Source organism: Pseudomonas sp. DF11, from assembly GCF_058148565.1.
In genome coordinates, this window is sequence record NZ_JBYVYN010000001.1 from 1,058,779 (window position 1) to 1,071,991 (window position 13,213).

Annotated in this window: 15 protein-coding genes; 7 read left to right on the plus strand and 8 right to left on the minus strand. The window is 59.1% G+C overall.

Features of this window, described 5'->3' with window-relative positions:
* Nucleotides 1-27: 27 nt before the first annotated feature.
* Together AC30D9_RS04365 and AC30D9_RS04370 are read right to left on the minus strand one after the other, a co-directional pair.
* A complete protein-coding gene (locus tag AC30D9_RS04365; RefSeq protein ID WP_490143521.1) occupies nt 28-1,125 on the minus strand; it encodes an ABC transporter substrate-binding protein in 1,098 nt (365 codons plus the stop codon).
* Nucleotides 1,115-1,486, minus strand: coding sequence for a GGDEF domain-containing protein (locus AC30D9_RS04370; RefSeq protein WP_116832771.1), 372 nt, complete (start codon nt 1,484-1,486; stop codon nt 1,115-1,117). The genes AC30D9_RS04365 and AC30D9_RS04370 overlap by 11 nt, the downstream gene beginning before the upstream one ends.
* 276 nt (nt 1,487-1,762) lie before the next feature.
* On the opposite strand from AC30D9_RS04370, the gene gcvA reads away from it, so the two are divergent.
* From gcvA to AC30D9_RS04395, 5 genes are all read left to right on the plus strand, one after another.
* Nucleotides 1,763-2,668: a transcriptional regulator GcvA gene (gene gcvA / locus AC30D9_RS04375; RefSeq protein ID WP_109753390.1), complete on the plus strand. Its 906-nt coding sequence runs from the start codon at nt 1,763-1,765 to the stop codon at nt 2,666-2,668.
* A 75-nt stretch (nt 2,669-2,743) separates the two neighbouring features.
* Complete coding sequence (locus tag AC30D9_RS04380; RefSeq protein ID WP_109753315.1) at nt 2,744-3,571, plus strand: DMT family transporter; 828 nt, start codon at nt 2,744-2,746, stop codon at nt 3,569-3,571.
* A 37-nt stretch (nt 3,572-3,608) separates the two neighbouring features.
* Nucleotides 3,609-4,370, plus strand: coding sequence for an SDR family oxidoreductase (locus tag AC30D9_RS04385; RefSeq protein ID WP_490143522.1), 762 nt, complete (start codon nt 3,609-3,611; stop codon nt 4,368-4,370).
* Nucleotides 4,371-4,548: 178 nt separating this feature from the next.
* Nucleotides 4,549-5,295, plus strand: a complete 747-nt coding sequence (locus AC30D9_RS04390; protein ID WP_490143523.1) for a hypothetical protein — start codon at nt 4,549-4,551, stop codon at nt 5,293-5,295.
* Between the two features lie 63 nt (nt 5,296-5,358).
* Nucleotides 5,359-5,790, plus strand: a complete 432-nt coding sequence (locus AC30D9_RS04395) for an ester cyclase (RefSeq protein WP_490143524.1) — start codon at nt 5,359-5,361, stop codon at nt 5,788-5,790.
* On the opposite strand, the gene AC30D9_RS04400 is transcribed toward AC30D9_RS04395, so the two are convergent.
* From AC30D9_RS04400 to AC30D9_RS04415, 4 genes are read right to left on the minus strand one after another with little or no spacing between them, the layout of a single operon-like run.
* Nucleotides 5,756-7,045: an NAD(P)/FAD-dependent oxidoreductase gene (locus AC30D9_RS04400; protein ID WP_490143525.1), complete on the minus strand. Its 1,290-nt coding sequence runs from the start codon at nt 7,043-7,045 to the stop codon at nt 5,756-5,758. The two genes, AC30D9_RS04395 and AC30D9_RS04400, sit on opposite strands and share 35 nt — an antisense overlap.
* A complete protein-coding gene (locus AC30D9_RS04405; RefSeq protein WP_163858044.1) occupies nt 7,042-7,788 on the minus strand; it encodes an amino acid ABC transporter ATP-binding protein in 747 nt (248 codons plus the stop codon). The genes AC30D9_RS04400 and AC30D9_RS04405 overlap by 4 nt, the downstream gene beginning before the upstream one ends.
* Nucleotides 7,785-8,441, minus strand: a complete 657-nt coding sequence (locus tag AC30D9_RS04410; protein ID WP_490143526.1) for an amino acid ABC transporter permease — start codon at nt 8,439-8,441, stop codon at nt 7,785-7,787. The genes AC30D9_RS04405 and AC30D9_RS04410 overlap by 4 nt, the downstream gene beginning before the upstream one ends.
* Before the next feature lie 60 nt (nt 8,442-8,501).
* Nucleotides 8,502-9,260, minus strand: coding sequence for an ABC transporter substrate-binding protein (locus AC30D9_RS04415; RefSeq protein ID WP_163858042.1), 759 nt, complete (start codon nt 9,258-9,260; stop codon nt 8,502-8,504).
* 167 nt (nt 9,261-9,427) lie between these two features.
* Between AC30D9_RS04415 and AC30D9_RS04420 the strand changes: the two genes are divergently transcribed.
* Nucleotides 9,428-10,204, plus strand: a complete 777-nt coding sequence (locus AC30D9_RS04420) for an IclR family transcriptional regulator (RefSeq protein WP_232199768.1) — start codon at nt 9,428-9,430, stop codon at nt 10,202-10,204.
* 290 nt (nt 10,205-10,494) lie between these two features.
* Here the strand turns inward: AC30D9_RS04420 and AC30D9_RS04425 are convergent, their stop codons facing one another.
* Nucleotides 10,495-11,124, minus strand: a complete 630-nt coding sequence (locus tag AC30D9_RS04425; protein WP_116832779.1) for a LysE family translocator — start codon at nt 11,122-11,124, stop codon at nt 10,495-10,497.
* 477 nt (nt 11,125-11,601) lie between these two features.
* On the minus strand, nt 11,602-12,720 hold the full coding sequence (locus AC30D9_RS04430) for an NADH:flavin oxidoreductase (protein WP_109753320.1): 1,119 nt from the start codon (nt 12,718-12,720) through the stop codon (nt 11,602-11,604).
* A 102-nt stretch (nt 12,721-12,822) separates the two neighbouring features.
* Between AC30D9_RS04430 and AC30D9_RS04435 the strand changes: the two genes are divergently transcribed.
* On the plus strand, nt 12,823-13,206 hold the full coding sequence (locus tag AC30D9_RS04435; protein ID WP_109753321.1) for a winged helix-turn-helix transcriptional regulator: 384 nt from the start codon (nt 12,823-12,825) through the stop codon (nt 13,204-13,206).
* Nucleotides 13,207-13,213 lie beyond the last annotated feature (7 nt).

Consider the following 13,213-nt stretch of genomic DNA (forward strand, 5'->3'; position numbering starts at 1 on the left):
CCTCGCCTCCTCACTCCCCGCCCGCCGCTACTGCTTCGTCACCTCCGGCAAAGGCGCTGGCGGCGCGGTTTTGTTGATGGCCGCGTCGATCATCGCCGCCACGGAAGCCTGGCTGTAGGGAGGGTTGGCGGCGCCGCCCACCGGCATCGTGGCGAGCCAGGTATCCAGGTCTTTCCCATCGATACGCACCAGCGGCACTTCGACGAATTTCGGCACCTGCTTGCCCGCCAGGATCTGCTGGGCCACCCAGAAGCCCACCTGGGATACGCTCGGCGAGGCGGAGACCGAGACGGTCTCATAGCCATTGGCATCGCGCTCCTGTTTCCACAGGGCGAGTTCGTCCTGACGGTTCCCCATCACGATGATCGGTAAAGGGCGTCCCGCCGCCTTGAACGCCATGGCCGCGCCATAACCGTCGCCCCCTTGAGTAGCGACCGCATCGATGGTGGGCAGCGACGGCAGCGCCAGCGCCACCTCCTTGCGTGCCACGGAAGCCGTCCAGTTCCCGTACACGGTCTTGGCGAACTTCAGGCCCGGATAGTCGCTGGCAGCCTTGCGAATGCCGTCGCTGATGTTTTTATCGGTGGCATCGCCGGCAATACCACGGATCTCTAGCAGCGTTCCGTTCCCCTTGAGGCGTTCGGCGATATAGTCCACTTCCACGCGGCCCATGGCAGACCAGTTGTAGTCCACGGTATAGACACAGCTTTCAGTGACCAGGCTGGCCATGACGACCACCACGATGCCGGCGTTGCAAGCATCGCGGATCACCCCGTTGAGGGCCGTGTCGGACGCGGCCAGGACGACGATGGCGTTCACGCCCTTGACGATCATCTCCTGGATATGGGCCGCTTGTTCCGACGCCGAGTTATTCGCGCTGACCACCGGGGCCTCCCGGATCAAGCCATCCTTTTGCGCCTGGGCCGCAATCTCCTGCCAGTTACGCACCATCACCTTGCGGAAATCGCTGCCCGCGTAGGAGTTGCTGAAGGCAATGCTATAGCTTGCGGTAGGGCTGCTGGCGATACCGTCGGCAGCTTGGGCTGGATGGGCGGCAACCATCGCCAACCCGGTCACGCAGCCAGCGAAGCGCCACAGGATTTTGCGAATCGGTTTAGTGTTCATGCGGTTCTCCATCACGCTTGGGATTGACGCTCGGCTCATCGACGTCTTTGCTCATCGGGTAGCCAAGGACATAGTTGATGCGGTGGAAACGATCGAGCCCAAGAAACATCACCGCCCATTGTTCGTCGGGGCGCCTGGACAGGAAAATCGACGGAGTCAAACGGTCGCCGGGTAAGGCGCCATGAGGCAGTTCGGTCAGTGAGTCGTATTCGATCCGCTGGGAAATTCTCAGTGGCGCCTGCGCGCCTGCCTCATTTCCGAGCTCAATGCAGAGCGTTTGGTGCGTCGCATTCCGTGCCATTTGCCATTTCCAAGTCAAGGCATCGACCATCTGGAGGTTGTCCAGAGCAATGAAGGGCATATTCAGGTTACGGGTCTGCTCATACGGCCATTGCGATAGTAGAACCGGGCATAAAGAAATGAAGACATACGGACTCCTTTCCTTGGTGGCTGACGATTGAAACCAATGCACTACCTGCTGTGGCCATCAGCATAGTCTCAACGTGCCCGCTTCGCGCGCGGCCATGGAGGATTTCAGTCAACTGAACGACCGAAAAGGCCATTGCGGCTATGATGTTCTATCATGAGTTAGCGCTCATGTTACGCATTTCTGATGACTCGCCGAGACGCCCTGTACATGAGAGATCTGCCGCCAACCGCCACACTGCGTGCCTTTGAAGTCGCCACCCGGCACGCGACCTTTACCTCTGCCGCGAATGAGCTGCATGTCACTCAAAGCGCGGTCAGTCACCAGCTCAAGCATCTCGAAGAGCTCTGGGGATTGCAGTTGTTCGAACGTGGCAAGTCGTTGAGCCTCACCGCAGCGGGGGCTACGCTGGCGCCCATCGTGCGGGAATTCTTCATGAGCCTGGAGGCGACCCTGGCCGATCTTCGAGAGCAGAAAGGCAGGGTCCGACTCGAAGTCAGCACCACGTACTCCTTCGCGCTGAAATGGCTGCTGCCACGCTTGCCGAGCCTCTCCCGGCAACATCCCGAGCTACTGGTCTCACTGGACACCACGGACAAGATCATCCATTTCTCCAGCGCCCAGGCCGATGTCGCGATCCGGCTCGGCAAGGGCAGTTACCCAGGCCTGTATTCAGAGTTTCTGTTCGGCGAGCAGGTGTTTCCGGTGGCAAGTCCCGATCTGCTGCAGCGATTCGGGACACCGCGCAGCCCTGCCGAACTGCTGCATTACCCACTGCTGACCCGTGATGGCGCCGAGCTGGTGCCGAAATGGGAGGCCTGGTTTGAAAAAGTCGGGCTGGAGTTTTTGCCGCTCAAGGAAAGCGTCCGGTTTGGGGACACCAACATGACGGTCGAGGCTGCCCTGCTCGGCCAGGGTGTCGCCCTGGTACGCAGCGGGCATGTTGAAACCGAAATCAGCGACGGTCGCCTGGTGAGGCTCTTCGATGTGTCGTTCCCCTCCCCCCTTGCCTACTACTTTGTCTGCCCGAAAGGCAGCGAATCGCAGCCGCACATCGTCAGCTTTCGCCAATGGTTGACCAGCGAGGCGCTGAAAGTCCAACGAGCTTATGGATAATGCATGAGGATTCACTCATGAAACGATGAGGAGACTTCGCTGTAGTCCGGGCAGCCGGGCTGCATAAAATGGCGCATGCCTATCCATATCACCTTGCTGGTTCTTTTCGCCGCGCTCCTGCATGCCAGCTGGAATGCGCTACTGCGTGGCGGCACCGATCGACTGTGGTCGATGACGATCATGTGCATCGCCATCGCTATCGCCAGTATTGTCGCCGCGGTGTTCATGGAGCCACCGGCAGTTGCCAGTTGGGGCTATGGGTTGCTTTCGGCGTTGCTGCATGTCGGCTACAACCTGTTCCTGGTGCGCAGCTACCGGGTCGGCGACCTGGGACAGACCTATCCGGTTTCGCGTGGATCGTCACCCGTCTTGATCACCCTGGGCGCCGCGGCCTTTGCCGGGGAAAGCATTGCTCCCGGTGCGCTACTGGGTATCGCGCTGGTATCAGGCGCAATCATTTCGTTGGCCTTCAGGGGACGCAACCTGTCGGTGCCCAGCCTGCCCTATGCCCTGGGAACCGGCTGCTTCATCGCCGCCTACAGCGTCACCGACGGCATTGGCACCAGACTCTCCGGCGCGCCACTGGCCTATACGGTGTGGATGTGCGCCTTGTGGGGCGTGTTGATGCCAGCGGTGTACATCGGCCTGCGCGACGCCCGCAGCTTATTCTCTTTCCGGCCCGGCACATTGACCGCCGTGGTCGGTGGATTGGTCTCCTTGCTGGCCTATGGAATCGTCATCTACGCCATGAACGAAGCCCCCTTGGGCGCGGTATCGGCATTGCGCGAAACCAGCGTGCTGTTCGCCGCGTTGATTGGCTACGCGTTCCTCGGCGAGACACTCACCACTCGCCGAGTCGTGGCGTGCGCAGTGATCGTCAGCGGCACTCTCTTGATTGGCTGATACAGCCGCTTTCTCACCGTTACAGGAGGTACCCTCGATGAATAACGTCTCCCAGGCACCGTTGATTCTGATCACTGGTGGCGGTCGCGGAGTGGGCGCCGCCACCGCACGGCTCGCCGCAGCCCAAGGCTATGACGTCGCGATCAGCTACATTGCCCATGAGTCCTCCGCGCTGGCGGTGGCGGCGGATGTGGAGGCGTTGGGCCGTCGGGCGCTGGTCATGCGGGCCGACAGTGCGGACCTCGGACAGGTCGCCGATCTGTTCGCGGCCATCGACCGCTCATTTGGCCGTATCGACGTACTGGTCAATAACGCCGGGGTACTGGCCGTGCAGTCGCGCCTGGAAGACCTCGGCTTCGAACGCATGCAGCGCATCTTCGCGGTCAACTCCATCGGTCCGATGCTCTGTGCCCAACAGGCGGTGAAACGCATGTCCTACCGGCACAACGGTCCGGGCGGGGTGGTGATCAATGTCTCTTCGGCGTCGGCGCGCCTCGGCAGTCCCAACGAATATATCGACTACGCGGCGTCCAAGGGAGCCCTGGAGACGTTCACCATCGGTCTGGCCAAAGAGGTGGCCCGCGAAGGGATACGCGTCAACGGTATTCGCCCCGGTCACATCTACACCGAAATGCATGCCAGCGGCGGCGAACCGGGGCGGGTCGACCGTATCAAGGACACAATCCCCATGGGCCGGGGTGGCCAGCCGGAGGAAGTGGCCCAGGCCATTCTATGGCTGGCCAGCGCGCAGGCATCATTCGTCACCGGGACATTCCTCGACGTGACCGGGGGCAAATGAGTCGGTGGGCTGGATCAGTGTGCTAGCTCCCCCTGCAAAGAAAGAGGTTTAAGCTAGGCGCAAGCATCAAACGCCCCAGAGTCACAACCGAGCAACTAAAGCAGCCGGTTGTGATGGGAAAAAGCCGATTACCGTAACCTGCACCGCAATCGAATAGTTGATACAAGGACGCTGATCCGTGCACCTGAACCGTTGGAGCTTTACCCTATTGGCATGCCTGCTGTCTCAGTCGGGTATGGCCAACACGCTGCAGATTGATCCTCGTGGTGAAAGCCTTTACCAACAGGCCATTCCATTCCTGCAACAAGCGGATAGCAAGCTTGAGGCGGTCACTGCTGAGACACCGACGACAAGCGCAGAGGAAAAGAAGCGCTCCTTGGCCCTGGCGGAAGAAGGAGGAATGCTACTCAAGCCGGCATTTGCTCTGCTTGAACAAGCCGCAGCCCTTGATCATCCCATAGCCCAGTATCGCCTCGGACTCATCTACGTGATGTTATCTCCGAGCGAAGTGATCACAGAGAAGGCATGTCCCTTGTTCGAACGAAGCCTTGCTCAAGGCTTCGCTCCACCGGCCCTTCAAATTGCATACTGGTGCCTGGCGTTCACTGACACGCCTCAGTACGAAACGACATTGCTGGCCTTGGAGACCAGCATGCCACTGTACGAAAAATACTTTCCGCAGCCTGTTGTCAGGCTTGAGTGCAGACCTGAGGAACCTGTTGGCTTCGCCATGCAGTGGGGCGGCAGCCGTGATTACCAGGCGGAAATCTACCGACTGCTGGGTGAAAAGAATCGCGCGAAACGGTCGGAGTACTACCAGAAGGCGCTGGATATCAATGACTGCTACAGGGTCAAACGGCGCATGGCTCGAGCTTTATCGTCGGGGGCTCACCCCCCATCGATAACCAGCACATCACCTTCATGACACTTGGCAACAAGGCCAGGGATCGCAGAAGGCGGAAACAGGCATATAGCGGAGAACAGTCCCATGACCTCGAACCTTGCAACCCTCTATAGCGACTACATCGCCTGCCTGAATGCACAGGACTGGGAAAGCCTGGGGCATTTCGTGCATCCGGATGTGGTTCATAACGCGAGACGGTTAGGACTGCACGGCTATCGAAGCATGCTGGAAGCGAACTACCGGGATATCCCTGACTTGCGCTTTGAAATCGAGTTCCTGGTGATAGAGCCACCCAAATTGGCGGCTCGCCTGGCATTCAATTGCACGCCGACTGGAGAGTTCCTGGGCCTTGCCGTCAATGGAGCGCGGATCTCCTTCGCGGAAAACGTCTTCTACGCGTTCGAGGACGGCAGGATCCGCGAGGTCTGGTCGGTCATCGACAAGGAAGCGATCGAAGCTCAACTCCAATTTCAAGCAGCGCTCAAAACAGCGCATCCAACACCCGGTAATAGCTGATGCCGGCAGCCAGATAAAGCCGCTGCAAGGCATGGAAGGGAATCTGGCGCAGTGGCATGACCGGAAACGGGAAGTCCTGCGTCGCCCCCGACAGCTTCGCCGCCAGATGCTTGCCTAACGCCGTGGACAGGGCAATGCCGCGACCGTTGTAGCCGAGCAGGACTGACAGCCCCGGTGCGGGATCATGCACATGGGGCAGAAAGCTTTGCGTCAGGGCTACCCGACCACTCCAGCGGTACTCGACAGGCACATCCGCCACTTGCGGAAACAGCGCCCCCAGCGAACGCTCCAGGTGCGCCCAGTCACGCTGCCGGGAAGGCTCCGAGAAGGGCCCTCGCCCTCCCAGAAGCAGACGCCCCTGTGCATCCTGCTTGAAATAAAGCAGCAAGCGTCGTGAGTCCGAACAAACCTCGCCACCGGGCAGGATGGTCTTGCGTATCGCCGGTGGGAGCGGACGGGTCGCGATGATGAAGCTGTTGGCCGCGACGACGGTCTGGCGCAATCCGGGCCACAGGTTGTCGGTATAGCCATCGGTGGCCAATAGCACCCGCTGCGCATTGACCCGGGATCCTTGCGCAGTGGACAACGTCCACCCCGATTGCTGTCGCTGCAACCCCGTGACACGACTGTGGCCATGGATCATCGCGCCCCGTCCCATTGCAGCCTTCGCCAGGCCACGGGCATAACTCAGCGGGTGCAAGCTGCCGGCCCGCGGATCAACCCAGCCCCCCAGATAGTTTTCGGTACCAATACGTTGGCTGACCGCAGCCCGGTCCAGCAGCTCCACCTTGACCCCGCGGCGTTGCCATTGTGCGGCACGCTGTTCGATCACCTTCATTGCGGTGGCCGAACAGGCGGGCTGGATCCAGCCCTTCTGGGTCGCGTCACACTCGATCCCGTACTGGCGAACCAACGAAAACACTTCGTCAGCGGCGGAACCGGCCACGTCGAGCATCGCTTCGGCGCGAGCCGTACCGAACTTGCTGTGCAATTGATCGGGGTCGAATTTCAGCCCGGGGATCACCTGTCCGCCGTTGCGCCCCGACGCCCCCCAGCCTGGCTCCCCGGCATCCAGCACACAGACATTGATACCTGCTTCGGCCAGTCGCAAAGCCGTGACTAAACCGGTGTAGCCGGCGCCCACGATGGCGACGTCCACGTTTTTGTCTTCAGCCAGCGCCGGCGTTTCCACCGCCGGTATCGCAGTCGCGGCCCAGAGAGAGGCTGGCAGTTGAGGCGCGAAAGGGGCATTCATGCCTGCACCTCTGCACTGTGATTGAGCAGCCGGCGCAGAAAGTCCTGGGTGCGCGGATGTGTCGGGGTACTCAGCACCTCCCCCGCCGGGCCTGACTCGACGATCTTGCCGCTGTGAAGAAAACAGACCTTGTCGGCCACGTCTCGAGCGAAGGCCATCTCGTGGGTGACCACGATCATGGTCATGCCTTCATTGGCGAGATTGCGCATCACCGCCAACACTTCACCGACCAGCTCCGGATCGAGCGCGGAGGTCGGCTCGTCGAAGAGGATGGCCTGCGGGTTCATCGCCAACGCCCTGGCAATGGCGACCCGTTGCTGCTGACCACCGGACAGTTCGTCCGGGTAGGCATTCATTCGGTGGGACAAGCCCACCTTTTCCATCAGCGCCTCGGCGTTCCTGCGGGCGGCCTGGGGGGGCTCCTTTTTCACGTAGATAGGCCCTTCCATGACATTTTCCAGCGCGGTGCGGTGCGGAAACAGATTGAAGCGCTGGAAGACCATCGCCACCCGGCTGCGAATATCGTGGATCGACCTGGCATTGCGGTCGACCCGTTCGTTGCTGATCAGGACGTCGCCCTGGTCATAACTTTCCAGACCGTTGATGCAGCGCAGCAACGTGGATTTGCCCGAACCCGAAGGGCCGATCAGACACACCACTTCACCACTCTTGACCTGCAGATCGATGCCTTCAAGAACAGGGACGTTGCCGTAACGCTTGTGAATGCCCTTGATCTCGATCATGACGTTCTCCGGGTGCTGAAGCGGGCTTCCAGACGACGCAGCGCAAAGGACAGTGGTAGGCTCATGGCAAGGTAGAGCAACGCCACCAGGGTATAGACCGTCATGTTCTCGAAGGTCGAGGAGGCAATCAGTTGCCCCGCACGCGTCATCTCGGCCACGGTGATGGTAGAGACCAGCGACGAGTCCTTGAGCATCATGACCAGCGTATTGCCGTAAGGCGGCAAGGCAATGCGAAATGCCTGGGGCAGCACCACTCGCCGCATCACCATCGCGCCCCGCATGCCCAAGGATTCGGCCGCCTCGATCTGTCCTTGCTGGATCGCCTGGATACCGGCCCGAAAGTTCTCGGCCTGATACGCCGAATAAGCGATCCCCAGGCCAATGATGCCGGCCTGCATTGCCGTCAGCTGGATGCCGAATTCCGGCAGGACGAAGTAGATGTAAAACAGCTGCACAATGATCGGCAGACCACGAATGACGTTCACCACGCTGATGGCGAACAAGGCGATCACGCGGACTTTGGAGACCATCATCAGGGCCAGGACCAGCCCGATCAGCGAACTGAGGACAAACGACCCGGCCGTCACCTGCAGAGTGACCGCCGCCCCTTTGAGCAAGATAGGAAGAAAGTCCAAGGCATTCTGGAAAAACATAAGGCTACCCACGAAACAATGAGTGGACCCGCCCGCCGTTGCGGGCGGCCGACGCAACCATCAGTTGAGTTTCCACTTCCTGATGATCTGATCGAGCGAACCATCAGCCTTGATCGCAGCGATGCCCTTGTTGACCTGCTCCAGTGTCGCACTGTCACCTTTGCGCATGATCAGACAGACATCCCCGATCACCACGGGCTGATAGCTCTGGACCAGATGCACCTTGTTCTGCGTGCCTTGAGCCAATTGGTAGGCGACGACCGGACGATCGGCGAAACCTGCCTTGATACGACCAAGCGCCAGGTCTCGCATCAGGTCCGGGATCGAATCATAGCCACGGACTTCCTTGAAGACGCCACGCTTGTTCAGCTCATCGATGAACACGGTACCAACCTGGGCGCCGACGACCTCACCGGCAAAGTCCTCCATGCGGGTGTACTGGGTCTGGTCGTCGGCCTTGACGATCAACCCCTCGCCATAGCTGAAGACCGGATCGGAATACTGCACCACCTTTTCCCGCGCCGGCGTGCGGAGCATGGCCGCGGAAATCAGGTCGATCTTGTTTGAAGTCAGTGACGGAATGAGTGAAGCGAAAGTGGTCTGCTGGATCTCCACCTCGAAACCACCAGCCTTGGCCACCGCCTGCGCGGCGTCGACCATCATGCCCTGGATGCTCTGGCTCTTGACGTCGAGAAAGGTGAAGGGAATGCCCGTCGCGGTTGCGCCAACCTTGTAGACGGGCTCGGCGACGACATTGGCTGAAACGATGCCGGTAGCCAGGGCAACAACGAACGTGAGTGCACGAAAGCGAGTAAGCATGGCGTATCTCCCATTGGACGCTTTTATTTGTCTTAAGTCCGGTAAGGGTTGCCCCAAGTGAATGGCAGGAGGGCTTAAAATGACTATAAACGATTTACTAAAATCGTAAAGAGATTTATAAGTATCGAATATCGATATGCACAAAGCAAAAAAACAAGGATTTCCATATGAGCGATACCCCTCATCCCCTGTTCAATCAGTCATTGGAGAAAGGCCTGGCGGTGTTGCGAGCTTTCAACGCATCCAGGCGCACGATGAATCTGGCGGATATCGCGCAAGCGGCAGAGATCAACAAAAGCTCCGCCCAACGCATGATCCACACCCTCGAAGAGCTGGGTTATGTGCGCAAGCATCCGCAGACCAAACGCTTCCAGCTGACCCCGAAGGTCATGGAAATCGGCTACAACTACCTGGCCGCCGACACGCTGGTCGACGTGGCCAACCCATTCCTTGCCGAGCTCGCGCAGGCTACCGGAGAGACGACCAATCTGACCGAGCCCGACGGGCTGGACATGGTCTACGTCGCTCGCTTCGTAGCGCCGAAATTCATCCCAATCCACATGCCCATCGGCAGCCGTATACCGATGTACTGCACTGGTTCCGGACGGGCCTTTCTCAGTGCCCAGCCAGACGACGAACTCGCTGCCACCCTGCAAGCCAGCGATCGCAAACGACATACCCAGTACACGCTGACCGAGATCGACGACATCATCGAGCAGATCGAGATCACGCGGCGCAGGGGTTACGCCATAAACAAGGAAGAGCTGTTCCTGGGCGACATGTCCATTGCCGCGCCAATCATAGGCAGCCAGGGTTTGCCGGTGGCGGCAGTGCATGTGGTCGTGCCCAGCAGTCGCTGGACCATGGAGGAAGCCGAACGCAAGCTGGCGCCCGCGGTTATCGAATGCGCGCGGGCGATTCGCTCGTCAATACGAACCCTGTAGCCGATCTACTTTTGCGACAGCCTGAATGCGGGCATGCGGGTCGTGATCGGCATCGTTAAGGGCATCGGCTTTTCAGGGATGCTCATGGGGTCGCCGCGATCACAATTATCGTGGGGCGCTTTGGCCTGGAGTCGCTGATGTACTTCCCGCTCATTCTGCTTGGCCTGCTGGCGGTGTTCGACCCGATGCCGGTTCGCACGGGTACGCCCAAGACCCAACCGCTGACGCAGAAACTGCCGGCTCTTTGAATCCGCATGCGTGAACTGGCTATTGGCAATGCGGCATTCGGCTCAAGCAGGATTGGAAACAGCCAGCTTGAGCCCAAACGCGACAAAAACACCGCCCGTGAGCCGATCAAGTGCCTTCAGGGCCGCCGGGCGCTTCAGGAAATTGCTCAGCGGCACCGTCGCCGCTACCAGGATGCCGAACCAGGCCAGTGTCAACAGCACGTGTAACGCCGCGAGGAAGAAGGAGTAGCTGGCAACGCTCGAACCACTCGGGACGAACTGGGGGAGAAAAGTGACGTAGAAGACGCCTATTTTGGGGTTCAGCAGGTTAGTCAATAAACCGCGGATAAAGGCGTCACGCGCAGTGACAGCCATGTTCTCGTTCCCCTGCCCTTGCAGAGTTGTCCTAGGTCGCAGCAGCAGTTTGATACCCAACCAAACGAGATAAGCTGCGCCGACAATTTTAAGCACCAGGTAAGCCCATTCCGAAGCTTGCAACAGGGCGCCGAGCCCCAGTGACACCGCCGCTCCCCACACCAGGCACCCGAGCGCAATACCGATAGAGGCCATCAACGCCGAGCGTCGACCACCGGTCGCTGTAGCGCGAAGAACCATGGCAGTGTCCACGCCGGGGGTAACAGTGAGCACTGACGCGGCAGCGATGAAGGCTAGCAGCAGGGGTAAGTCGCTCATTTGGGTTTCCATGGCAGTAGGCCGCTCGTACGGCTACCCACTCTAATTAGCCACTTGAAGTTTGGTCAAACGTTCTGTGTAGCCCGTCAGCCAAGGACCTGTGGCACCGAAACCTGCGAACGCGAACGCCGGCAACAGCCCGAGTCTGGGCAATAAGGCGCTAACGAGTTCGCGTTGACGAGCAAGGCTGTTCTCCAAAAATCAAATGCATTTGTGGGCGGTGGTGATCACCACCGTCGACGTCCTAGGCAAAAAATCAGCACATGGTTTTCTTGTCTACACCTGAAGCTCCCAGCGGGTTCAAACTCCACCTGTTTGCGCGGATGTTGAGTGGCCTTGACATGTCCGATCGTGGAAACAGCCGTGGCGCACTCAACAGCAGGTTTCGATCTCGACCTCGCAACCTCCGAGGCCAGGTCTCTTGCGCCTTAAGACTAAAACCTGTGTGGTCTCACACTCTCCACTCCGCTATGAGGCTCAAGCCAATTCGGCTAAAGATGCCGGATTGAAGCCTTTCAGATCTGCGTAATCGCCACTTTCCACTTTGGCGACCCAATCCTTGTCACTCAACAGGACACGCCCTACAGCGATCAGATCAAACTCTTCGCGCTCCATACGCTCGACGAGGCGGTCCAAGCTTGCAGGGGCTGAGCCCTTGCCGGCGAAGGCGTTAGTGACATCGTTATCCAGCCCAACCGAACCGACGCTAATGGTTGTGGCTCCAGTGACTTTTTTCGCCCAGCCCGCGCAGTTCAGCCCGTTCTCACCATCAATTTCAGGAAACTCAGGATCCCAGAAGCGTCGCTGCGAGCAATGCAGAACATCAACACCCGCCTCAACCAATGGCAGCAGCCAGTCTTCCATCAGTGCTGGGGTCTGGGCGAGACGCACACCAAAGTCCTGCTGCTTCCATTGACTGACGCGCATGATGATAGGGAATTCGGGCCCGACCGCATGACGAACTGCAGACACAATCTCGGCGGCGAAGCGGGAGCGCTCTTTGATCGTTGGTCCGCCATAACGATCAGTACGCCGATTGGTGCCGGCCCAGAAGAACTGATCGATCAAATAACCATGAGCACCATGGATCTCGACCGTATCGAAACCCAGCCGCTTGGCATCCGCCGCTGCCCTGGCAAAAGCAGCGACTGTGTCTGCAATATCCTCTTCGCTCATCGCCACGCCGCGCGGCTCGTTTGGCGAATCGAGGCCAGATGGGCTTTCAACCGGCGCATCAGGCTCCCAGCCGCTGACATCACGCACTGCGCCGGTGTGCCAGAGTTGCGGCCCCATACGGCCCCCAGCATTGTGAACAGAATCGATCACGTTCTTCCATCCAGCTAACGCTGCTTCACCGTGGAAAAAAGGAATGCCAGAACCGTTACGTGAAGCGGGACGATCGATGACGGTCCCTTCTGACAAAATCAACCCGACCCGCCCCTCAGCCCGCCGCCGGTAGTATGCGGCGCTCCCTTCACCGGGGATGCCCTGCGGCGAAAATTGTCTGGTCATCGGCGACATGACAATCCGGTTTTTCAGTTCAAGCGACCGGATCGAAAAAGGACGAAATAGTATGCTGGTATCAGGGTTTGACATGGGGTGGACTCCGTTTGCTTTTGGAAGCCATATAAGTATATTTTGTAAACCAAATGTCAATTAGGCACCTAGAGTCGCCTAGGTATATATGAGGAAACTTCGATGCTGGAATTAAAGCCGCAATGTTTCTCGTCGGAATGCCCAAGCCGGGCGCTGTTCGACCAGATCGCAGATAAGTGGTCAATGATGGTATTGGCGGTGCTTGATGATGGCCCGCACCGCTTCAATGCCATCAAACGCCGCCTGGAGGGCGTCACTCAGAAGGCACTGACACAGTGCCTGCGGCGGCTGGAGCGAAATGGCCTCGTCTCGCGCAAGGTCATCTCATTCTCGCCTGTGGCAGTGCAGTATGAGATCACCCCACTTGGTCAAACTCTGCAGCAGCCATTTCGCGAATTGCATAAATGGACGCTCGACAAATTGCCTGAGGTTGAAGCGGCCCGGTTGAAGTTTGACGAGGCCGCAGAGGTAAACCTGACGGTGTGATTCTCTT